Origin of the sequence: Wolbachia endosymbiont (group A) of Ancistrocerus nigricornis (assembly GCF_947250785.1) — a bacterium.
In the GTDB taxonomy this organism is placed as follows: domain Bacteria; phylum Pseudomonadota; class Alphaproteobacteria; order Rickettsiales; family Anaplasmataceae; genus Wolbachia; species Wolbachia pipientis.
The window spans coordinates 477,224-498,007 of the sequence record NZ_OX366348.1; the positions used below are offsets into that span (position 1 = coordinate 477,224).

At 35.1% G+C, this 20,784-nt stretch carries 20 protein-coding genes and 1 pseudogene; 11 read left to right on the forward strand and 10 right to left on the reverse strand.

All coding sequences use genetic code 11. The features are described from left to right. Window positions 1–7 precede the first annotated feature (7 nt). A complete protein-coding gene (locus tag OOK90_RS02430; RefSeq protein ID WP_264706087.1) occupies window positions 8–1,612 on the reverse strand; it encodes a CTP synthase in 1,605 nt (534 codons plus the stop codon). After that, window positions 1,612–1,932, reverse strand: coding sequence for a preprotein translocase subunit SecG (secG, locus tag OOK90_RS02435; protein WP_007548880.1), 321 nt, complete (start codon window positions 1,930–1,932; stop codon window positions 1,612–1,614). Before secG ends, OOK90_RS02430 begins: the two co-directional genes overlap by 1 nt. Before the next feature lie 144 nt (window positions 1,933–2,076). Here secG and OOK90_RS02440 point away from each other — a divergent pair, with 144 nt between their 5' ends. After that, complete coding sequence (locus tag OOK90_RS02440; RefSeq protein ID WP_264706088.1) at window positions 2,077–2,592, forward strand: gamma carbonic anhydrase family protein; 516 nt, start codon at window positions 2,077–2,079, stop codon at window positions 2,590–2,592. 50 nt (window positions 2,593–2,642) lie between these two features. Here the strand turns inward: OOK90_RS02440 and OOK90_RS02445 are convergent, their stop codons facing one another. Then, a complete protein-coding gene (locus tag OOK90_RS02445; RefSeq protein ID WP_264706089.1) occupies window positions 2,643–3,935 on the reverse strand; it encodes a coiled-coil domain-containing protein in 1,293 nt (430 codons plus the stop codon). A gap of 249 nt (window positions 3,936–4,184) precedes the next feature. Here OOK90_RS02445 and OOK90_RS02450 point away from each other — a divergent pair, with 249 nt between their 5' ends. The 7 genes from OOK90_RS02450 (at window position 4,185) to OOK90_RS02480 (ending at window position 12,275) form a co-directional block, all read left to right on the forward strand. Then, window positions 4,185–6,635 (forward strand): valine--tRNA ligase, encoded by a 2,451-nt coding sequence (locus OOK90_RS02450; protein ID WP_209472959.1) that lies wholly within the window; start codon window positions 4,185–4,187, stop codon window positions 6,633–6,635. A gap of 66 nt (window positions 6,636–6,701) precedes the next feature. After that, the gene (locus tag OOK90_RS02455) at window positions 6,702–8,117 is read left to right on the forward strand and encodes an AAA family ATPase (protein WP_264706091.1); all 1,416 of its coding nucleotides are present in this window, start codon (window positions 6,702–6,704) and stop codon (window positions 8,115–8,117) included. Between the two features lie 84 nt (window positions 8,118–8,201). Continuing rightward, the gene (locus OOK90_RS02460) at window positions 8,202–9,320 is read left to right on the forward strand and encodes a coiled-coil domain-containing protein (RefSeq protein WP_209472955.1); all 1,119 of its coding nucleotides are present in this window, start codon (window positions 8,202–8,204) and stop codon (window positions 9,318–9,320) included. Between the two features lie 168 nt (window positions 9,321–9,488). Further along, the gene (locus OOK90_RS02465; protein ID WP_264706093.1) at window positions 9,489–9,764 is read left to right on the forward strand and encodes a hypothetical protein; all 276 of its coding nucleotides are present in this window, start codon (window positions 9,489–9,491) and stop codon (window positions 9,762–9,764) included. After that, window positions 9,749–10,723: a coiled-coil domain-containing protein gene (locus OOK90_RS02470; protein ID WP_264706095.1), complete on the forward strand. Its 975-nt coding sequence runs from the start codon at window positions 9,749–9,751 to the stop codon at window positions 10,721–10,723. Before OOK90_RS02465 ends, OOK90_RS02470 begins: the two co-directional genes overlap by 16 nt. 30 nt (window positions 10,724–10,753) lie before the next feature. Continuing rightward, window positions 10,754–11,428: an orotidine-5'-phosphate decarboxylase gene (pyrF, locus tag OOK90_RS02475; RefSeq protein WP_209472951.1), complete on the forward strand. Its 675-nt coding sequence runs from the start codon at window positions 10,754–10,756 to the stop codon at window positions 11,426–11,428. A gap of 49 nt (window positions 11,429–11,477) precedes the next feature. Continuing rightward, window positions 11,478–12,275 carry a hypothetical protein gene (locus OOK90_RS02480; RefSeq protein WP_264706096.1) on the forward strand — a complete coding sequence of 266 codons (798 nt, stop codon included), beginning with the start codon at window positions 11,478–11,480 and terminating at the stop codon, window positions 12,273–12,275. A 192-nt stretch (window positions 12,276–12,467) separates the two neighbouring features. Here the strand turns inward: OOK90_RS02480 and OOK90_RS02485 are convergent, their stop codons facing one another. Continuing rightward, window positions 12,468–12,761 carry a hypothetical protein gene (locus OOK90_RS02485; protein WP_010962608.1) on the reverse strand — a complete coding sequence of 98 codons (294 nt, stop codon included), beginning with the start codon at window positions 12,759–12,761 and terminating at the stop codon, window positions 12,468–12,470. Between the two features lie 48 nt (window positions 12,762–12,809). On the opposite strand from OOK90_RS02485, the gene OOK90_RS02490 reads away from it, so the two are divergent. Beyond that, a complete protein-coding gene (locus OOK90_RS02490) occupies window positions 12,810–14,009 on the forward strand; it encodes a phage major capsid protein (protein ID WP_065094900.1) in 1,200 nt (399 codons plus the stop codon). Between the two features lie 390 nt (window positions 14,010–14,399). On the opposite strand, the gene OOK90_RS02495 is transcribed toward OOK90_RS02490, so the two are convergent. The 3 genes from OOK90_RS02495 to OOK90_RS02505 are packed head-to-tail and all read right to left on the reverse strand — an operon-like array spanning window position 14,400 to window position 16,406. Beyond that, window positions 14,400–15,041 (reverse strand): amino acid ABC transporter ATP-binding protein, encoded by a 642-nt coding sequence (locus OOK90_RS02495; RefSeq protein WP_209472947.1) that lies wholly within the window; start codon window positions 15,039–15,041, stop codon window positions 14,400–14,402. After that, complete coding sequence (locus OOK90_RS02500; RefSeq protein WP_264706097.1) at window positions 15,025–15,672, reverse strand: amino acid ABC transporter permease; 648 nt, start codon at window positions 15,670–15,672, stop codon at window positions 15,025–15,027. The genes OOK90_RS02495 and OOK90_RS02500 overlap by 17 nt, the downstream gene beginning before the upstream one ends. Then, complete coding sequence (locus OOK90_RS02505; protein WP_264706098.1) at window positions 15,672–16,406, reverse strand: ABC transporter substrate-binding protein; 735 nt, start codon at window positions 16,404–16,406, stop codon at window positions 15,672–15,674. The genes OOK90_RS02500 and OOK90_RS02505 overlap by 1 nt, the downstream gene beginning before the upstream one ends. 125 nt (window positions 16,407–16,531) lie before the next feature. Here OOK90_RS02505 and OOK90_RS02510 point away from each other — a divergent pair, with 125 nt between their 5' ends. Further along, complete coding sequence (locus OOK90_RS02510; protein WP_010081874.1) at window positions 16,532–16,987, forward strand: arginine repressor; 456 nt, start codon at window positions 16,532–16,534, stop codon at window positions 16,985–16,987. Window positions 16,988–17,040: 53 nt separating this feature from the next. On the opposite strand, the gene tatC is transcribed toward OOK90_RS02510, so the two are convergent. From tatC to OOK90_RS06700, 3 genes and pseudogenes are all read right to left on the reverse strand, one after another. Continuing rightward, window positions 17,041–17,802, reverse strand: coding sequence for a twin-arginine translocase subunit TatC (tatC, locus tag OOK90_RS02515; RefSeq protein ID WP_182320250.1), 762 nt, complete (start codon window positions 17,800–17,802; stop codon window positions 17,041–17,043). Then, entirely contained in the window at window positions 17,799–18,887 is a 1,089-nt protein-coding gene (locus tag OOK90_RS02520) for a type I glyceraldehyde-3-phosphate dehydrogenase (RefSeq protein ID WP_209472945.1), read from the reverse strand. Before OOK90_RS02520 ends, tatC begins: the two co-directional genes overlap by 4 nt. 604 nt (window positions 18,888–19,491) lie before the next feature. Beyond that, window positions 19,492–19,572: pseudogene (locus OOK90_RS06700) on the reverse strand (WPE palindromic element domain-containing protein); the annotation flags it as partial. Between the two features lie 569 nt (window positions 19,573–20,141). Between OOK90_RS06700 and OOK90_RS02530 the strand changes: the two are divergent. Continuing rightward, a complete protein-coding gene (locus OOK90_RS02530; RefSeq protein WP_006280514.1) occupies window positions 20,142–20,675 on the forward strand; it encodes an HK97 family phage prohead protease in 534 nt (177 codons plus the stop codon). Window positions 20,676–20,784: the final 109 nt, after the last annotated feature.

Consider the following 20,784-nt stretch of genomic DNA (forward strand, 5'->3'; position numbering starts at 1 on the left):
TAGGCACTTATTTCTTATCAATTGCTGCTTTAACGAACGACACGAAAAGAGGATGAGGAGAAAACGGCTTTGATTGAAATTCTGGATGAAACTGCACACCAATAAACCACGGATGACTCTCTAACTCCACTGCCTCTATGCACGTTCCATCTTCTGATATGCCACTGCATAACAGCCCATTTTTTTCTAAGTCATCTTTATAATCTGAATTGATTATGTACCTATGCCTGTGTCTTTCTGAAATAGTAGTGTTACTATATGCATCCATCATTTTAGAGTTTGCATTTATATTACATTTGTATGCCCCAAGTCTCATGGTTCCACCAAGATCGTCATCTTGATCGCCAGCTAACTTAACGATTGGATGTTTACAGTTACGAAATTCTTCAGAGTGTGCATCTTCAAGCTTAACAACATTACGAGCAAACTCAATAATTGCAAGCTGCATACCAAGGCAAATTCCGAAAAATGGGATATTATTTGTACGGGCATAATTTATTGCTAATATTTTACCCTCTACTCCGTCATCACCAAACCCCCCTGGAACAAGGATTGCATGAGAATTCTGTAATTTCTCTCCTATAAGTTTTTCATTTATAGGTTTTTCTTCCTTCTCTCTTGAGTTAACCCAATTTATCCTTACTTTGACTTTATTACTAATCGCACCATGATTTAATGCTTCAACTAGTGATTTATACGCATCAGGGAATTCGGTGTATTTTCCCACTATAGACACAGTAACTTCCTGTGTTGGGTGCCTTATGGAATGCACTATTTGATCCCATTCAGTCAAGCTTGGTCTTGGCTTACTTAAATGAAAGTGCTCCAAAATTTGCGTATCAAGCCCACATTGGCTATACAACACCGGTAACTCATATATATGACTCACATCAGGAGCAGGTATCACATTGGATAAAGAAACATTGCAAAGCTTAGCTATTTTCTCTCTTTGATTATCGAAAATTTCTTTCTCACTGCGGCATAATATAATATCTGGTTGTAACCCCGCGGAATTTAACTCTCGAACTGAATGCTGCGTTGGCTTTGTCTTTAATTCTTGCGCTGCGGTAAGATATGGTATTAAAGTTAAGTGAATAAGGATAACTCTTTGTTTTCCTAATGTGTAGTTAACTTGGCGTATAGCCTCCAAAAATGGTTGGCTTTCAATGTCACCTACAGTTCCACCTATTTCACATATTACAAAATCTAAACCTTCCGTACCATTAAAAATGAACGATTTGATCAAATCTGTTACATGAGGAATGACTTGCACAGTTTTGCCCAGATAATCACCACGCCTCTCTTTCTTCAATAACTCATGATATATCTTACCAGTTGTTATATTGTCATCTTTTGTTGCTTTAATTCCAGTAAAACGCTCATAATGCCCAAGATCCAAATCAGTTTCAGCACCATCTTCGGTAACAAATACCTCTCCGTGCTGAGTTGGGTTCATTGTCCCAGGATCAATGTTGAGATACGGGTCAAGTTTTCTGATACGGATCTTAAAACCGTGAGCTTGAAGAAGCGCACCAACACTCGAAGCAACTAAGCCTTTACCAAGCGATGACACAACTCCACCTGTGACAAAGATAAATTTAGCTTCCTTCATTAATTTTCAAATGGAACAGAAGTAGATTCACTTTCTTGCTTTTTTTCTAATATAATTTTTTCTGCGATCGATTTTTTATGTACGTCTTTTGAACATAATCCTGACAATAGCAATGTGTTTATAATAAACAATCCAGCAACAATAGCCGTTATTCTGCTGAGCGGGTTTTCAGAAGATTTCACCGGAATCATCGAATTGACCCCCTGTTGTGTATTACTAAAACCACTTAACGAACTACTTCCAGGCGGCTGCAAGAGCACTAAAATTACTAACACAACAACCAATATTATTTGAAATATACTTAATACCGCTACTGACATTATAGATAGGGCTGAAAATAAAAATCTTAGCAGTACAAAGCACGTAAGTCAAGAACATCTGTCACCCAAGTAGTTTGAAATCTAAGTATGTATTTACTGCTTACCTTATTTTGATTAACATATGCATAAGACTTTGGGCTTAATATGTATCACATTTTAAAATACAAAGATTATGAACCAAAAATAGACGAAAGTGCTTTCATCGCAGGTGGTTCGCATATCATATGCAAGGTTGAAATAGGAAGAGATGCAAGCATCTGGTTTAATTGTGTAATCAGAGGGGACGTTGGATCAATAAAAATAGGTAATGGAACAAATATTCAAGATGGAACGGTAATTCATGTGGATAGAAACCCAGGTGGTGACACAATTATTGGCAGCATGGTAACAGTGGGACATTTTTGTGTGTTGCACGCATGCACGGTGCATGATAAGGCGTTTATTGGTATGGGCTCTACCGTGATGGACCATGCAGTTGTGGAGCCTGAAGCTATGGTAGCTGCTGGCTCACTGGTAACACACGGAAAAGTGATAAAAAGTGGGGAAATATGGGCTGGCAGGCCAGCAAAGTTCTTCAAAAAGATGTCGAATGAAGAAATTAAACATATTACACAATCAGCACAAAATTATATTATGCTAATGAAGGGATATAAAAACTGAAGTTCGCGTCAAGTGTTTTACTTGACACGTACATTTCGGCTTAACCCTTGTTACTTCTTTTTCCCATTCTCATTTACTTCTTGTGCTTTTGCCCCATCTACTTGAGTACTAGGTAATACTGCATATGTAATACCACCGGCTACGAGTGCAGATGCTACTGCTATACCAATCATTACTAACATCTCTAACTTAACTGTACGTTCAAGTGCAGTAAATGCTATCAGTCCAGCAGCAAGACCCATACCAACAGTAGCAGTGTACCGTGCTCCATTGCCTTGTTTTGGTTGCTCAGTTGTTTTGCTTTTATCTTCTAGTTTTCTATTTTTCTCCTCAGCTTCAGTCAATCGATTTTGTAAGTCTTTTGTTTCATCCTTTTTGGCTTTTAACTGAGCAGCAGTATCATTTGGTGCTGCTTGCAACTGCTGAACTTGATCTTTTAATGCTATTATTTCATTCTCTTTGGCTTTTAACTGAGCAGCAGTATCATTTGGTGCTGCCTTTAACTGCGCAACTTCATCATTTAGTTTATTTATTTCATCCTCTTTGGCTTTTAACTGAGCAGCATTTGGTTGGTTGTTTAACTGTGCTTCTAAATCTTTTATTTTATTTGTTAGTGTTGTTTTTTCACCCTCTAACTTCGTAACAGCAGCATCTGGTTGAGCTTTTAATGCTGTCATTTCATTCTCTTTCTCTGTTAACTTTTGCTGTAACGCCACAGCATCTAATGCTTCCAATTCTGTTATTTTAGCATTTTTCTCTTCTAACTGCTGCTGCAACGCTGTAGAATCTATTGCCTTTAGTTTTTCCACTTCAGCTTCTAAGTCTTGTTTTTCCTGCTGAGCTGTGTCCAATTGATCTTGTAATTCTTGTGTTTTAATTCTCAATTCCTCCTCAGCTTTCTTCTTTGCAGCTTCTAATTCTTCATTTTTCCCCTTTAACTGCTCTTCTGCAGCTTCCAATTCTGTTATTTTAACATTTTTCTCTTCTAACAATTGTACTGTGGGATGGCAAGATAGGGCTTTTACCATAATCTCCTCTTTCCCATCGTTAAAGCCTAACAGATTTTTCATTTCTTCTAGGCGACTAAAATATTTGCCACCCTTTTTCCCAACGGATTTTACATTCATGATTGTATTATCTCCTAGTTCTTCTTGAGGATAAGAACCAGTAATATATAGTTGTTGATCATTTAGCGTACAGCCCACATAAAACTTGTCATCAATTATAGCACCACTCTTATCTACGTTTTTATACTTTTTAAATTCTTCATAATCATCTTTTTTTATAACAAGCACTATTTTATCATCGGCAACCTGTATTGTACCATTCTTTAAGCTTAGCATAACGAACCTCAATTATAATTTAACATTACATAATACCCTTAGAACCTAAGGTCAAGTAATATTTTTATCATAGCATAGAAAATTTATGTTCGTAAACAAAAAATTTTGGCGTAAAATTGCCGTAATTGTGCTATAGCTAAAGTAATTTAGGTTTACCGACCATCGTCATTCCGCTGCTTGTTAGCGGGATCTAGAGATACCGCGGCGGTATGACGTTGCTAGCTTAAGGTTTAAAATTGAGAAATATTTATGTTAAAAGAAAAATACGGCTTTAAAGAAGTTGAAGACAAATGCAACATATTGTGGGAAGGAAGTAAAGTTTATAAATGGAATGGTGAAAAGGATAACACTTTCACTATAGACACACCTCCGCCGACAATATCGGGAAAACTCCATATTGGCCATATATTTAGCTATTGCCACACGGACTTTATTGCAAGGTTTCAGCGCATGCTGGGAAAAGATGTGTTTTACCCAATTGGGTTTGATGATAATGGGCTTCCCACTGAAAGATTGGTTGAACAAACCTATAAAACCCGTGCAAAAGAAGTTGGCAGAGAAAAATTTATAGAGATGTGCCATGAGGTTATTGAAAAATCAAAGCAAGAATTCAAGGAACTATTTAAATCAGTCGGCATTAGTTATGACTGGGATTTGGAATATCACACGATCAGCAAGGAAACTGTGACGCTTTCACAGATGTCGTTTATTGATCTATATAATAAAGGGTATGCATATAGAAAAATGCAGCCCATCCTTTGGGACCCGGTTGATAAAACAGCAATTGCGCAAGCAGAAATAGAAGATAAAGTTTTTGAGTCATCCTTAAACACGATAGTTTTCTCTACTCAAGAAAATGAGCAGATCAATATTGCAACTACGCGACCTGAGTTACTTCCAGCATGCGTTGCAGTTTTTTGTCATCCAGAGGATGCGCGCTACACTCATCTGATCGGAAAAACAGCCATAGTGCCAATAACAAAGGAAAAAATTCCAATCATAGCTGATGATAAGGTTAAAATAGATAAAGGCACTGGGCTTGTTATGTGCTGTACGTTTGGTGATGAACTCGACATATATTGGCAGCAAAAGCATAATCTGCCGATGAAAATTATCATCGATCAGGATGGGAGGATGAACCTGAATGATGTCATTCAAGTAGCTGACACTGGAATCTATAGTGAAATAAATGGATTGAAAGTTAAAGAAGCAAGAAAGCGGATAATCGAAATCCTAACTCAAAGAGGCCTTTTGATAGAAAGCACTAACATTTCTCATTCTGTTAAGTGTGCAGAAAGATCTGGTGCACCACTTGAGATATTGCCTACTTATCAATGGTTTATCAAGACCTTAGAGCAAAAAGCTCAAGTATTAGATAAAGTAAAAGAATGCAATTGGCATCCAGCTACTATGCGTAAACGCATGGAAGTGTGGATAGAAGGGCTAAATTGGGACTGGTGCATCTCAAGGCAACGTTATTTTGGTGTGCCATTTCCAGCGTGGTATTCCAACCGTAAGGGAGAAGAAGGTAAAATTATTCTAGCTGAGATAAAGGACCTGCCTATAGATCCATTGAAAGATTTGCCAAAAGGGTATAGCAAAGAAGAGGTTATCCCAGATCAAGATGTAATGGATACCTGGGCCACAAGTTCAATTACTCCTCAACTGAGTGCACTGGCAGTAAACAGTGAGTTTAGCTTACCAAATCATCGCTATGATACGATATTTCCTGCAGATCTGCGCAGCCAGAGCCATGAGATAATAAGAACTTGGGCTTTTTATACTATTTTAAAGGCACATTATCATGCAAATTCTTTACCTTGGAAAAACATTATGATCAGCGGTTGGTGTTTAGCAGATGATAAGAAAAAGATGAGTAAATCAAAAGGTAATATCATCACTCCTCATGTAATACTTGAAACTTATGGAGCTGATGTAGTGCGCTATTGGGCAGCGAACTCAAGGCTTGGAGTTGATACAGTCTACTCTGAAAATACATTCAAAATTGGCAAGCGCCTCGTTACAAAACTTTGGAACGCTAGCAAGTTCGTTTCCATGTTCATGGAAAAGCATCAAGTGATGAGCATAAATTCTGCTCACGAGACAATGGATAAGTGGATATTGTCTAAGTTATACAAAGTTATAGAAAGAGCAACAAATAACCTATTACAGTTTGAATACTGCGAAGCTTTGGGCGCAATAGAGGAATTTTTTTGGAAGGATTTTTGTGATAGTTACTTGGAGTTAGTAAAAAAACGTGCGTACGGAAGCAGTGAAGCAACCTTAAGTGCAAAACAAAGCTTGGCGTATGTGTTAAATGTTATTTTGCGGTTATTTGCACCTTTCTTGCCATACATTACAGAAGAGATATACCACCAGTTGTATAGTTATAATTCTGTACACAATCAAAGTAATTGGCCAAGCAAAGAAGAACTTATCTACGATAAATATTCAGAGGAAATGGGAGATAATGTTATTCAGATATTAAACATTATCAGAAAGATAAAGGCAGATAATAATGTATCAGTTAAGCATCTGATAAAAAAGTTGATGATAAAAGCAGATCTACGAGAGGATAAGTTGGATCAATCCGCACAGAATGATTTGCAGGCAGTTTGCAATGCGGAAACGATAGAGTGGATGCAGTCTGAGCTTGAAACTGAAGACGAGAAATACATAGTGAATATAGATTTATATTGATTTTTATAGCTTTACTTCCTTTAATATCCATGCTATTGTAATCATTATTAGTATGAGGGAATAATAATGGGGGATTTATATAATAAAGCCAATGCACCGTATCTTATAGCTGGTGCTCTTGCTACTTTGGTATTGCTTGCGTCTGGGACACTTGCCGTTGCCCCTTATGTTGAGTTCTTGTCTTCAGTTGCAGCCTTTAATGTAGCTCTTCCTGTTGCTTTGAGTTTGTCTATACTTTCTGTTCTGGTGCTTGTACTTTCATGTAAAATGATCAGCCAGAATAAAAAGCTTGATGCACAAAAAGCAGAACCTAATGAAAAAAATGGATTAGCTAAAGAGCAAGAAAATATAATACAAAGCTTAGAGCCTCAAATCAAAGAGCTAAATAAGAGGCTTAGTAGTCAGTACAATGAGATTGAAAAGCTAATTGCTAGTGCTGCAAAAAAAGAGGAGCTAAATAAGCTTAACAATGAAGTGAAAGAGCTAAAGGTAAAGATTGCTAGTGTTGCAACAGAAAGTAAAACACAAGAAAAGATTTTTATGAAATTTTGCGCAAAAGGTGAAAAAAGAGGGAAGAAAGCATTTGAGGATTTTATATTTATAAAAGAGATAAAAACAAAATTAGTAAATATTTATGAATCAATAAAAAATAATATTAATATAGTGTCTTCAGCAAAATCAGGTGATTCAGAAGAAGAGCAAGAAAAAATATCAAGAGGATTCATTTTTCACGGTCCAGGAGGAACTGGTAAGAGTTCAATTGTTGAGGCGATTGGGGATCAGCTGATATCTCTAACTACATTTATAAAAGTTTCTGGAGCTGATTTGCTTGAAAAATCAAATATAAATGAGCTTTTTAATAAAGCAAACGAAAACGCTCCTTGTATAGTTCTTATAGATGAAATCGACAGCTTTGGCAAGGGACGCACTGATGCCAATCGAGTACCTTTAAATTATTTTTTCACTAGATTCGATGAAGCTGATAAAGGTGTGACGGTGTTTGCTACAACTAATGTTAGTCTGCAAGATTTAGATGCATCACTTGTTAGGGGAAGTCGTTTGAGTAGTAAACTCAAGTTTACTATGATAGAAGGAAGTATACTTAAGAATATACTGAAGGATGGTCTGAATGAAAAATTAAAAAATAAAAAGTACAAGCATGCTATCTTAAGAATTTTAAACGAAACAAGACTTACAACACTCTCTATCTCAGCAGCAGATGTGGAATGTTTTATAAATTATATAGTTGAAAAGTTAAACAACAAGATTGGAACTTCTGCTTATACTATAATTAAAGATTTTTGTATTGAATATAATATTGGAGAGGTGTCGAATAAGCAGACTAACAGGAAAATTGAAAATTCTATAGGAGAATCACAGCAATACACATCCAGACCATCACATAAGCTGAATGACGCTTTATGTGATTCTGGATATACCAGTATGTTCTACCCCGATCAGAAGATGGGAAGTTTGTTGTAGGTGCAGCACTATAATTCCTCCACAGATAAGAGAATTTTAATAAATATATACAAGACTGCTGAACGTGGGGGGAGGAGGGGAGTAATGAGCAATTTGCTTAGTGAGGCTAACACATTTTATTTTATAGCTAGTTCCTTAGCTACTCTTACGTTACTTACATCTTTAGCGCTTATTGTAACTTCTAATGTGCCTCTTCCTCTAATTCTTGCTTTAGCTACATTATCTATTTTGGTGCTTGCACTTTCATGTAAAATAATTAGTAATAATGTAGAATTGGAAGCAAAAGTAAAAGGTCAGTTAGAACATAAGGAGGAGATGCTTTCTCTTGAACACCAAGAGTTACGTGATGAAAATACAAGATTGAATGAAAGAGTGGATTCTTTAATGGAGGAATTGTGTCAATGCAAATTAGAAAGTGAAAAGAATAAGTTATGTTTAAAGTCAGAATATGAAGATGAGTTACGCTTAAGATTGGAATATGAAGATGAATTAAACTTGGAATTAGAACATAAAAGTAGGGAAGCTTCTTCTCTGCGTACTCAATTAACTATGTTAAGAAAAAAAGTAGAAGTAGAAGAAGTAAAACAATTAAAAACTTTAGAATCGGAAGAACAACATGAGAGCTCAGAAAGCGACATAGAAGAATTAGAGAAGAAGTTATGCCAGTCGGAAAAGGAAAAGAAAGAATTAGAAGGTAAAGTTAGTGATGAACGTCAAAAGCGCACTGATCTTGAAAGTAAAGTTGATAAATTGTGTACAAAGGAGAAAGAGTACTTATCTAAAATTAAGGAGCTGGAAAAGGAGTCATTATCTTTACAAAAAGAAGAGAAAGAATCTGATAACACATTAACAACAGTGAATGATGATCGCGATAATAAGGTGAAAGAATTAAACAGTTCACTTTTGAAGCAATCCTCTCAAATAGAACAACTTCAAAAAGCTTTGTTGGAAAAGAAAAAAGAAGAAGTGCTTTTTTTGCAACGGATGATAGAATATGTAACAGATGAGGTAGAAAAATTAGTAAGGGAAAATGAAGTGATCAGAGATGATGATAAAAAAGTAATATTACAAGTGATTCAAGCAACAAAGTCTGTGTTAGTAGAAGAAGCTGCACAATATTTGCCAGGCGAAACGTCTGTTCCTTCATTTGTGGAAGATCCTGGATATACCAGTGGATGTTCTACCCCGATCAATAGCCACTAGACATTTTGAGTACAGTTGTACACTGGATACATAAAACCTTAGCCATTTTTAGCTAGTAGACTGAAAAAGGAAAGTTTGTTGTAGGTGCAGCACTATAATTCCTCCACAGATAAGAGAATTTTAATAAATATATACAAGACTGCTGAACGTGGGGGGAGGAGGGGAGTAATGAGCAATTTGCTTAGTGAGGCTAACACATTTTATTTTATAGCTAGTTCCTTAGCTACTCTTACGTTACTTACATCTTTAGCGCTTATTGTAACTTCTAATGTGCCTCTTCCTCTAATTCTTGCTTTAGCTACATTATCTATTTTGGTGCTTGCACTTTCGTATAAAATAATTAGTAATAATAAAAAAATAGAGGTTGAGAGAAATAAATTCGCTCAGAAAGAGCAAGAGTTAGAAAATAAAATAACTCTAGGAAAAGATTGGATCAGAAAGTAAATGAGTCAGAAGTTGAGAGAGAATCTCTTCTTGAAGAAAAAAAATCTTTAGAGAAAAAATTAGAAACAGCAAAGAATCGTACGTTTGAAATAGACAATGAATTGGACAAAACAAGAAAGGAAATAGGTAAGCTTAATGAGCAGGAAGAGAAATTAAAACTTGAAATCTCATGTTTAAAGAAACAGTTGGAAGAAAGAAGTAGATTTATTGCAAAGCTGAAGATGGAAGTGGATGATAATAAACATTTAGAGCTAGAGAATAAGGGGTTAAATGATAGAATAGAAACGTTACGTGAAGTACAAAAGGCACTACGTGAGAAAAAACATGAACTTAGTGAAAAAGTAGAGGCATTGAATAAGGAAAAAAATAAACTTTCTAAAGAAGTAGAGGAATTACGTGAAGAACAAGAAAGGCTGCATGCAAACTTAGATAAGCTACAATGTAAAATTAAAGAGGTCAACAAAGAAAAGAAAAATTTATCTAAAGAATTAAAAGAGAAATTTGAAGAGTTAGATGAAGCAAATGGTTTAATTAAAAATCAATCTTTTGAGTTAGATGGGATAAGAAAAGATTGTAATAATGAAGTAAAAAGTTTAAGAAATTCACTTTTAGAACGAGACAGTCAAATAGAAGATTTTTTGAAAGAGAAAGAAAAACAAGTGAATTTTGCGCAACTGTTGATAAGATGCGTAACAGACAATATAGAAGAACCAATAAGAAATAATGATGGAAAAGCAATATTAGATACGATTCAAATATTAAAGTCTGCGTTACAAGGAGAAATTGCACGGCTTTTGCCAGACGAAACGCCTTCTTCTTCGCTGGAAGATCTTGGATATGAATCATTATTTGTCAGTCGCTCATCCACCCCGACCAAGTTGCCAAATTCACTATTGACAGAATCTTATGAACGCAGTCAGTTCAATCAGAGTGAAAGTATTTGCAAAACACAACAATGAGTCTTATTATAAGATAAATCATGCAAGATAATGAACCCAATAATATGCGCACTGGATACACAAGACTTAAATAAGGCTATTTCTCTAGCTAATGCTCTGCGTGGTAAAGTTGGCATGGTAAAGCTGGGATTAGAATTTTTTGCTGCTCAAGGTCTTTCTGGAGTGCAAGAAGTTGCAAAATGCAATGTACCAATTTTTTTAGATCTGAAATTGCATGACATTCCAAACACTGTAGCCAAAACAGTTGAAGTAATAAAAGTTCTGAACATTGAAATGTTAACTCTGCACATCAGCGGTGGAACAAAAATGCTTGAAGAAGCGCTAAGTGTAGTGCAAGGCACAAAAATAAAGCTGATTGGGGTGACAGTGCTAACTAGTATGAGCAATGAGGATTTAAACGAGCTTGGAGTAGCAAGAGAAGTAAAATCACAGGTAATTTTGCTTGCAAAGCTTGCAAAAAAGATTGGACTCTATGGAATAGTCTGTTCTGCATTGGAAGCTCAGGAAGTGCGCCGAGAATGCGGTGAAGACTTTAAAATTATTACTCCAGGAATTCGTATAGATCCAGGTCATGACGACCAAAAAAGAACAGCAACACCAAAAGAAGCAATAAATTCAGGAGCTGATTATATCGTCATTGGCAGACCCATTACAAAAACTACAAGTAGTGCGGAGCTAATATTGAAATCCATGAAAGAATTTTAATATAATAACTTAATTTATAAAAATACTAACATATTAATTAGGAATAAGCATGAGTAATATCAATAGAATAATACGCGAAGTAATCAAGGAATTCCGCTCAAAATTACCAGATAAGGAAATAGAGGAATATTCTGGCAAATTGAATAAGCTACATATCTACCAGTGCAATAAGCATATAATAGAAAATAAGAAGCTATATCATTATACAATAAATGGGAAAACCCATGCTATGGGTCAGCATGGGCATAATTTTGTCAAGAGTTTAGAAGTTATCTTGAGGAATAAGCCACAAATTTCCTTAGAAGAGGTAATTGATTTTATGGAAAAAATAATTAATTTTGGTATTGATAGTTGTTATGGAGCATTTGAGATGATATTTGAATCTCGCTCTGGTGTTACAATAGATGATGCAGTTAATTTTGTAAAAGATAGCTTATCTAGTAAATTTTATAGATTCCATGGCAGTGGGATTTTCAAAGTAATATTAGAACTTAATCCAGAGAGCTCTCTTGAAGAGATAGAGAAACAATTTAGCAAAGTAGTAGATCCTTACTTTCTTAATGCTTGGAGTCGAGAAAGTGAAAGGGCTTTTGCTAAGATATGTAGGTTATGTAGAGAAGGACATGTGGAGAATATGCAGAAATTTGATTTTAGCAATTTTAATTTAGATAAAGATAGTGCTGGAGCATTAAGAGCACTGTTACAGTATTGTGTTGACGTTTCTAATCAAAAAGCTTTAGGTGATTCACATGAATTGCATAGAGAAGAGATGGAGGGGATATATAAATTTGATGATAATTACGATTTAAATTTAGATAGTGATCATAATGATAGTATCTGGCATTGAAATTATACTACAATAATAAAATAACTGGATAAAAATTATCACCAAAAAAATTCAAAAAAGTGCTTGACATAAAAGAACGAACATTATATAGTGTCATTATCTTTTATTTTACCTCGCTTAATTTAATTACTGGATTAAGCTTACAGTACTAAGCGTGGCACAAAGTGCCACGCTATTTTTCGGTTTACATTTTCAACAGATAAAAAATGATGCCATTTCAGTGCCAAGCACATAACTGTACGGATATTCATTTTTAAAGGTAAATTGCACAACAGATGATGTCATTCCAGTGCTTGACACTGGAATCCAGAAATTTTGCTTATAACTGAGCTGATGAGCTAAAGGTAGTTGTCTTACGCTAAAACAAACGTTTTTAATTAAGTTGCATAGAAGCTGGATCCCAGTGTCAAGCACTGGAATGACATCGTTTACTATGTACCATATTGCAATATTCGTACAACTGTGGGAAACATCTATGGATGCCATTCCTATTACCTTATTTCCATTTTTATTTCATTTTCAAAGGAGGCTATTATGTCACTTACCGATATCGCTCACCGTATCAATGAACTCGCTTCATCATGGGAGCAATTTAAATTAATAAATGATCGCAAACTAAAAGAAATTGAAAGCAAAGGGCGTGCTGATTCTGCAACAATTGAGCAGCTATGCAAGGTAAATAATGCCATTGATAGTTGCAAAGAGCGTTTAGACTTGATCGAAACTGCAGCTCAACGCCCAGAAGTAAATACAGATTTTAGCACAAGCGATAAATATTTTTCTGATTATATCCGCAAGGGAATGGAAAGCGGTTTATCACACAAAACCCTCAGTGGAGATGACAGTGATATCGGGGGGTATCTAGTTACTCCGCATATTGTAAAACGCATAAACAAGCGCGTAACTGATTCGTCCCCAATGCGACAAATATGCTCCAGTCAAAGAATCTCTACTGAAACATTGGATTACATTATAGAAGATTTTGACCGCGCCGGTGCAGGTTGGAGCAGTGAAACAGTAGATGATGAGGACGGTGGCAATAAGTCTAAGTATGATTTTGCAAAAGATACGGACACGCCCAAAATCCAAAAGATTTCCGTCACAACTTACGAGTTATATGCTCAACCACAAATATCACAAAAGTTACTCGATGATGCGTTTGTCGATGTTGAGAGTTGGCTGGTGGAAAAGATTGCCGAGACTTTTAGTAAGGAAGAAAGCGAAGCCTTCATTAAGGGTGAGGGCACTTTTCAACCAAAAGGAATTTTAGCTTATGAAAATGGAAACAGTTATAATAAAATAGAGCAAGTTAAAACTGAAAAATTAGATAGTGATTCAATAATGATGTTGTATTACTCTCTGGACGAATATTATTCCAAAAATGCGTCATTTTTGATGAACAGGAGTACGTTGAAGGATATCAGGCTGCTAAAATCTCAAACAGGTCAGTATCTCTGGCAGCCAAGTCTGTCGCTTGAAGCTCCAGATACTTTAATGGGAATACCAGTATATCAATCTGCCGATATGCCACCAGCGCCAAACAATCAGCTACCAGTAATTGCGATGGCAGATTTCAAACAAGCTTATAAGATTGTAGATAACAGAGGAATGAGAATATTAAGAGACCCTTATACGAATAAACCTTATGTGAGGTTTTTTGTCACTAAGCGTGTCGGCGGAGAGGTTGTAAACACCAGTGCTATTAAATTGTTGAAAGTTGCGAGCAAGTACTAAAAACTTCCGCAGCATCATCTTTATAGCTGATCAAAGCAACACGTCATACCGCGATTCATTCCATAACTGTACGAACATTGTGATTTTGGCCCATCAGGAGGGTGTCATCCCAGTGCTTGACACATATAGCTAAACTGACTTAGATTTACCGACAGTTTGAAAAACAAAAATTCGTCATTCCGCTACTTGTTAGCGGAATCTATGCTGAGATATCGCGGCGGTATGACGTAGGAAAACCTTTCTTGGGTTAGCTATAGTTTGCTATATTATGTGATTTTATTTTTAGCATTGCTTCTTACATTATGTAATTTTGTTTTCCATAATGTATATTATGTAATTTTCGATGCTAAAATCTGTTATAGCTCTCAGTATGATATGAGTGATTCTCTTTTAATAATTATTTTTTAAATAGTTTGTTGGTTCATCAATTTCTTTAGGATTGATATCTACAATTATTTTTCCGTTTTTTAACAGAATAATCCGATCTGATATTTTTGTTAAAAAATCCAAATTGTGAGAAGCGATAATCATAGTAATACCCATATCTCTAACTGATTGTAATAGTTCCACAACGTCGACTATTGTTGCTACATCTAAACCAGACGTTGGCTCATCGCATAATAGAATCCTTGGATTCATCATTAAGCTTCTGGCAAGCGCAACCCGCTGTTTTTGCCCACCGGATAGATTACTAGGGTAATCATTTTTTTTAGAGGCAATACCCAAAGACTCAAGTAGTGAATCACTTTGATCCTGAGTTTTGTTTTTAAGTTTGGGAGCATATGTAAGATTTTCCCAGACAGTCATATGTGAGAAAAGTTGAAAATCCTGAAATACAAAACCAGTACTATCATTGCATTCAATGCTACCAGAATCTAAAACTTCGAGTTTTTGTATACAACGTAACAATGTTGATTTACCACTACCAGAAGGACCAGCAAGACCAACTATAGATTGCTCTATAATCAGGTTAATATTATTAAGTACTGGAATATTATTAAATAATTTACAAACATTATGCATTTTTATCATATATACCTTTCTGTTCAATCTTTTTGCCTATATATTCAATTAGTAATACAAGAGCGTAATGATAAGCCCCAGCAAGACAAAGTGGTATAAAATAAGTAAATTGTTCTGCTGCAAGAATTTGCGCAGAGCGCATAATATCAACACCACCAATAGTAGAGATTAATGCCGTTTCTTTAAGGAGTGCAATGATCTCATTTATCATTGCAGGAAGAATATTTTTAATAACTTGTGGTAATATAATATCTCTCCACATATAGAAACTAGGTATTTGTAAAGTTTTAGCTGCTTCAAACTGGTTTTTTGATATAGTTTCAATACCAGCTCGTAAAATCTCAGCAATATAAGCACAGCTATTTAGACCAAATGCTATAATGCCAGCACTAAATATGTTTAATTTAATTCCTGCAATGGTTGGGGTCATAAAATAAACAACACTTAACTGTAATATAAGGGGGGTGCCACGTATTACAGATATAATTCCATTAATTAATGGAATACAGATCTTATTATATCTGAGTACTGACAATAATCCCCCTAGACTCACACCTAAAAGCAGTCCTCCAATCAATAATTTTAAAGTAAAGGCAAGGCCTGTTCCAACAAACAAGAAATTAGAAATTAATTCCTGCATCAGTTATCTCCTAGCCATTTTTCTGCTATTTTTTGTATTACACCTTTACTTTCTAAACTTTTTAATGCCTCGTTTATTTTATCCTTTAAAGCAGATCCTTTATTCACAGCAATAACATAACCACCATCTAACTTGGCAGTGGCTGACCATGATAGACCAGGATTTTTTTTGCTAAATACTTTACCTTGGAATTCATCAATTAGGACGCCATCAACATAACCAGACTTTAATGTTTCTACAGCTTGATTATTATTGTCTATAGCAATAATTTGAGCTGTTGTAGGAACATGCTCTTTTAGCCAAATTTCCATGACAGTTCCTAGTTGAACGGCTATCTTCTTGTGAGTTAAGTTGTTTATACCGGCTATGGGTTTATTTTTGTGATATAGAATACCAAATTCCCCTGTATAATAACTATTTGAAAAATCAAAATTTTTTTCACGCTCTTCTGTGCTACCAATAGTAGATATAGCAGCATCTACAGAATTACTTTGCAATGCTGCAAGTATAGCACTAAACTGCATATCTTTAAATATCGCTTCTTTACCTAACTCTTTTGCTACTAATTGAGCAAGCTCAATGTCAAAGCCAGTAAATTTACCATTTTCATAATATTCAAAAGGTGGATAATCTGCAGAAATTGCAAATCTAATGATATTATCGTGTTTATTTTCCTTGCATCCTGTTAATAGAATACTTATCACTATAATAGCATTTAAAATATATTTTTTCATATTACTAATTTATATTCATATTTTATTCATCTTATGAATATAGACATTAAAAATTGAATAGTCAAGAAATAATGAATATAATTTCAAATATACTTATTACATATTCAATATGAGGAAAATGCATAATGCATGACAACACACTAGGTGAACATATTTTAAATATTATTCAAAATCACGAAATTTTAGAGCAGAGCGATTTACAGACCTTGCTTAAAGAAAGAGGGCACAACATTCCTCAGGCTACTTTATCAAGAAAATTAAAAAAACTTAAAATTGCCAAAGTTGCTGGTATGTATAAAGTAATTGACATCAACCAATATCGATTACCATTAATACTTAATATGCAAATTTCGGATTTTGGTTTAATAGTACTACACACTCAACCAGGACAAGCTAGCAGCCTAGCTTACTTTCTAGATCAGAAGTATGTTATTTATTCATTAAATAATAGCAAAAACATAGGAATTATAGGAACTATAGCAGGTGATGATACAGTATTATTGATCATCAAAAGTAAGGCTGAACTTAACAAAGTATTACAATCAATTTATGAAACATTTCCATATTTAAGTCCTGAATAAGAATGTTGTAAGTTAAAAATGTGATATAAAGGAGATAAGAGGGATTTCTTTGTTTAAATCTTTGTCTTCTTTTTTTCAATATACCTACATATCAGAATGGACAATTCATATAGAATCAGCATAGGTATTGCAAGCCCTACTTGGCTTAATACATCAGGTGGAGTTAAGATTGCAGCGATAATAAAAATTACCACTATCGCGATTCTGCGTTTATTTGACAAACTTTGTGTAGTGAGTAACCCTACTCTCACCATTAATGTGAGTATTACTGGAATTTGAAATGCAGTGCCAAAAGCAAACATAAATTGGAGAACGAGGTCTAAATATTCGCTAACTGATGGCATAAACTCTATCGGTATATCGAAGGATTTACCACTGTGTTCGAAGTTGATAAAAAACTTCCAGGCTAAAGGAAATATATAGTAATAGACTACAGTAGCTCCCGTTACAAATAAAACCGGTGTTGCAATTAAGTATGGCAACAACACTGCCCTTTCACTTTTATATAACCCAGGTGCTAAGAACATATAGAATTGCCATGCAAACACAGGAAAAGAGAGCAAAAGTGCACTCATTACAGCAACCCTAAGATATACAAAAAATGCCTCTGTTAAGTCTGTGTAAATCAAAGAAAAACCTTTGCTACCTTTTGTTGCTTCTATTAAAGGTGCAAGTAAAAAACGGTATATATTTTCCTTAAAGTAGTAACAAAAACCAAAAGCAACGCAAAAAAATAGAAAGCAAAAGATAACTCTTTTTCTGAGTTCCGCAAAGTGCTCATAAAATGAGGCGTATTTGTTTGAGTTCCAGTTCATACTTTACTATAGCTCAATAATGCTATGTCTAACATTCTCAGCGAAAAAGCCCACTCATTGTCATACCACGCTGCAACCCTGCATATATCACCTGTAACATATGTACCAGTTAAATCCACAATTGCACTATAAGGGTTATGCACAAAATCTATTGAGACTAAAGGTTCCTCGCATATAGAAAGTACATTTGACATTGGATAACCCTCTGTCATCCTAGTACCCTCTGATGTCATCCGAGTAGCTGACACTGGATTAGATTCCAGCGTCACGCGCTGGAATGACGTAGACGAGAGAGCTGCATCCTTAAACATTTCATTGATTTCTTTAACGGTCGCTTTCTTATCAGTCGTAAATGTAAAATCAACCATAGAAACATTGCTAACCGGAACTCTGACGGCAGTGCCATCTAGCTTGCCCTTTAATTCAGGAATTATAGAACCAATTGTTTTTGCTGCCCCGGTTGTAGTTGGCACCATAGATAATCCGCAAGCCCTTGCTCTACGCAAATCTTTATGATTACCATCAAGAACATTTTGATCATTCGTGTAGGCATGTATAGTAGTCATAAAACCGCTTTTTATACCTAAACTGGAGTGTAGGACTTTCACAATCGGAGCAAGGCAATTTGTAGTGCAAGAACCTGCTGATATCACTTTATGCTCTTTTTCGAGCATATCGTCATTCACACCATAAACTATAGTGACATCAGCATCCGGAACTGGAGCAGAGACAATTACTTTCTCTGCATTGTGCCTTATTGCTTCTTCACGTTTATTGAATGCACCAGTACATTCAAGTATTACATCAACATTCCAAGGAATATTTTCAGGATTCCGTTCTCTATATAAAGAAAACTTTTTGCCATTTATAGAAATCCAATTTTGAGACTCATTAAAATCAATATCACCACTGAATTTGCCATGAACAGAATCATATTTAATCAAATGTGCATGCTGCTCAGCACCGAGCGATCCATTGATAGCTACAACTTCTATTTGCTCACTATACTTTTCTATTTCATAAATAGCACGCAATACACTTCTGCCTATTCTACCCAGACCATTAATTCCTACGCGAACCGTCATCTCTTCATTCAAAAAATTTAATTATAGAGGATATCACTTGATATTTCATTCTATTCTTTTGCTTTTCTATCGATATGAACATTATAGCAAGGAGACAGGGCTAAAAACTTGCTTGACAAACTCCGCCAGCCCCCTTATCATGAAACTGAAGCTATTGTATTTGCTTTCGCCAATCTGCAGATTAAAAGGTAAGGATTACTTAATGTATCGGCGTCTTATGTTTAATTTTTTGCAGTATATAGATACTGTATGTCTTTACAAAACTTCATCTACATCTAGATTTTTATCTAAATAAGCTGAACGCGCTTATAAAGCGTTACAAGACATCAAAAAATGCCAATACTTGACAGAGATAGTAAAAGACTAGCTAACTCGGGGATTCTTTGTCTTTTTTTCTGCTTGGTAAATTTCTTAAACATTTGCAGCGTAGGTTAGTTGCAATTAAAAGCAGCTAAATCTTGCTTGTCAAACGTTTAAAACATAAAAAACGCCAATATTTTAAAGCAGATAATAACCCCAGGGCTTCTTTTGCCTTTTTTTTTATTTGGTAAATTTCTTAATGTTTATAGCTAAAAGAGCCCAAGAGAGGTCAATGCCCCTGTGATGTCATTCCAGTGCTTGACACTGGAATCCAGCCTTTATTATGCAGCCACTTGGTTGAAATTAAGTCTTCTGGATCCCAGTGGGCTTTGTTGCATCGCTAGCTATGATGGATTAAAGATAAAAAAGATAGGGAATATCAGTAGCTTATTATTCTGGTATTTATAACAAGAACGGTCAATGAATACCTAAATTTGAGTAAAAGAAATTTCACTACCATTTACCAATCCGGCTAAAATTCAAGAATTTCAATGCTTTAGCTATTTTCAATAGAATTAAATTTATTAATATAAATAACAAATTACTATTCTTAAATTTGATCAGATTGATTGCAAAAAAACAAGATTTTCAATAGGTTGCTTATAATCCTAACTATAGTTAGCCTTTCATAAGTAGCGATGCAACAAAGCCATCCCAGTGTCAAGCACTGGGATGACAAAAAAAGGAGGCTACTCGGATGACAGGAGAAGGTACTGCCGTCATAAAGGAACCAGTTTCAGCTACTTTCATGACATCGTTGTAACATTGTACCATATTACAATTTAGCGTTTTTAGTAACTAAGAAAAGTGCTTCCCCCTTTTAGAGCACTGCATATAATAGAATTATATCGCAGTGCATTGCGAAACAAAATTCCCAATACTACAGGAGGCTTTATGAATAAGAAATTTCTCTATTCACCATTGTCAATAAAAAGTATAGGAGAAAACGGTGTATTTTCTGGTTATGCGAGCGTTTTTAACATAGTTGATAAACAAAATGATCTGATATTGCCCGGAGCATTTAAGGAAAATTTAAACAGAAATAAAATAAAACTCCTTTGGCAGCATAATCCTGACGAACCTATAGGTAGTATCATAGATATTTATGAAAATGATGTTGGCCTGTATATAACCGCACATTTACTTTTGGGTATTCAGAAAGCAGAAGAAGTGTATTTGATGCTCAAAACTGGGGCAATTAACGGACTTTCCATCGGCTATATACCTATAGAGTATGATGTTGATCATAAAAGTGGAGCTAGAGTGTTAAAACAAGTGGAATTATGGGAAGTCAGTTTGGTCACTTTTCCTGCAAACTTGGCTGCTCAGGTAATCAATGTGAAAAATCAGAACAATGAACAGGAAGTGTTAGCAAGAGCGATAGAAAAAGCAAATGCTGTACTTGCAGACATGTACATTTCTGCTTAAAGTGTATTAGGCGGGCAAAGACTTTACCATAATTTGACACCTGTGTTAGTATTTTTTTAACATTTATACTAATATATATAACTTTATTGCTATTAAAATTTTCTGTAAA

Bases quoted from the DNA above. Each gene is read 5' to 3' on its own strand.
- OOK90_RS02465 (WP_264706093.1), top strand. From the start codon at position 9,489: ATGAGCAATTTGCTTAGTGAGGCTAACACATTTTATTTTATAGCTAGT.
- OOK90_RS02490 (WP_065094900.1), top strand. From the start codon at position 12,810: ATGTCACTTACCGATATCGCTCACCGTATCAATGAACTCGCTTCATCA.
- pyrF (WP_209472951.1), top strand. From the start codon at position 10,754: ATGAACCCAATAATATGCGCACTGGATACACAAGACTTAAATAAGGCT.
- OOK90_RS02480 (WP_264706096.1), top strand. From the start codon at position 11,478: ATGAGTAATATCAATAGAATAATACGCGAAGTAATCAAGGAATTCCGC.
- OOK90_RS02440 (WP_264706088.1), top strand. From the start codon at position 2,077: ATGTATCACATTTTAAAATACAAAGATTATGAACCAAAAATAGACGAA.
- OOK90_RS02430 (WP_264706087.1), bottom strand. From the start codon at position 1,612: ATGAAGGAAGCTAAATTTATCTTTGTCACAGGTGGAGTTGTGTCATCG.
- OOK90_RS02510 (WP_010081874.1), top strand. From the start codon at position 16,532: ATGCATGACAACACACTAGGTGAACATATTTTAAATATTATTCAAAAT.
- secG (WP_007548880.1), bottom strand. From the start codon at position 1,932: ATGTCAGTAGCGGTATTAAGTATATTTCAAATAATATTGGTTGTTGTG.
- OOK90_RS02500 (WP_264706097.1), bottom strand. From the start codon at position 15,672: ATGCAGGAATTAATTTCTAATTTCTTGTTTGTTGGAACAGGCCTTGCC.
- OOK90_RS02505 (WP_264706098.1), bottom strand. From the start codon at position 16,406: ATGAAAAAATATATTTTAAATGCTATTATAGTGATAAGTATTCTATTA.
- OOK90_RS02460 (WP_209472955.1), top strand. From the start codon at position 8,202: ATGAGCAATTTGCTTAGTGAGGCTAACACATTTTATTTTATAGCTAGT.
- OOK90_RS02520 (WP_209472945.1), bottom strand. From the start codon at position 18,887: ATGACGGTTCGCGTAGGAATTAATGGTCTGGGTAGAATAGGCAGAAGT.
- OOK90_RS02485 (WP_010962608.1), bottom strand. From the start codon at position 12,761: ATGGCATCCATAGATGTTTCCCACAGTTGTACGAATATTGCAATATGG.
- OOK90_RS02450 (WP_209472959.1), top strand. From the start codon at position 4,185: ATGTTAAAAGAAAAATACGGCTTTAAAGAAGTTGAAGACAAATGCAAC.
- OOK90_RS02445 (WP_264706089.1), bottom strand. From the start codon at position 3,935: ATGCTAAGCTTAAAGAATGGTACAATACAGGTTGCCGATGATAAAATA.
- tatC (WP_182320250.1), bottom strand. From the start codon at position 17,802: ATGAACTGGAACTCAAACAAATACGCCTCATTTTATGAGCACTTTGCG.
- OOK90_RS02455 (WP_264706091.1), top strand. From the start codon at position 6,702: ATGGGGGATTTATATAATAAAGCCAATGCACCGTATCTTATAGCTGGT.
- OOK90_RS02530 (WP_006280514.1), top strand. From the start codon at position 20,142: ATGAATAAGAAATTTCTCTATTCACCATTGTCAATAAAAAGTATAGGA.
- OOK90_RS02495 (WP_209472947.1), bottom strand. From the start codon at position 15,041: ATGATAAAAATGCATAATGTTTGTAAATTATTTAATAATATTCCAGTA.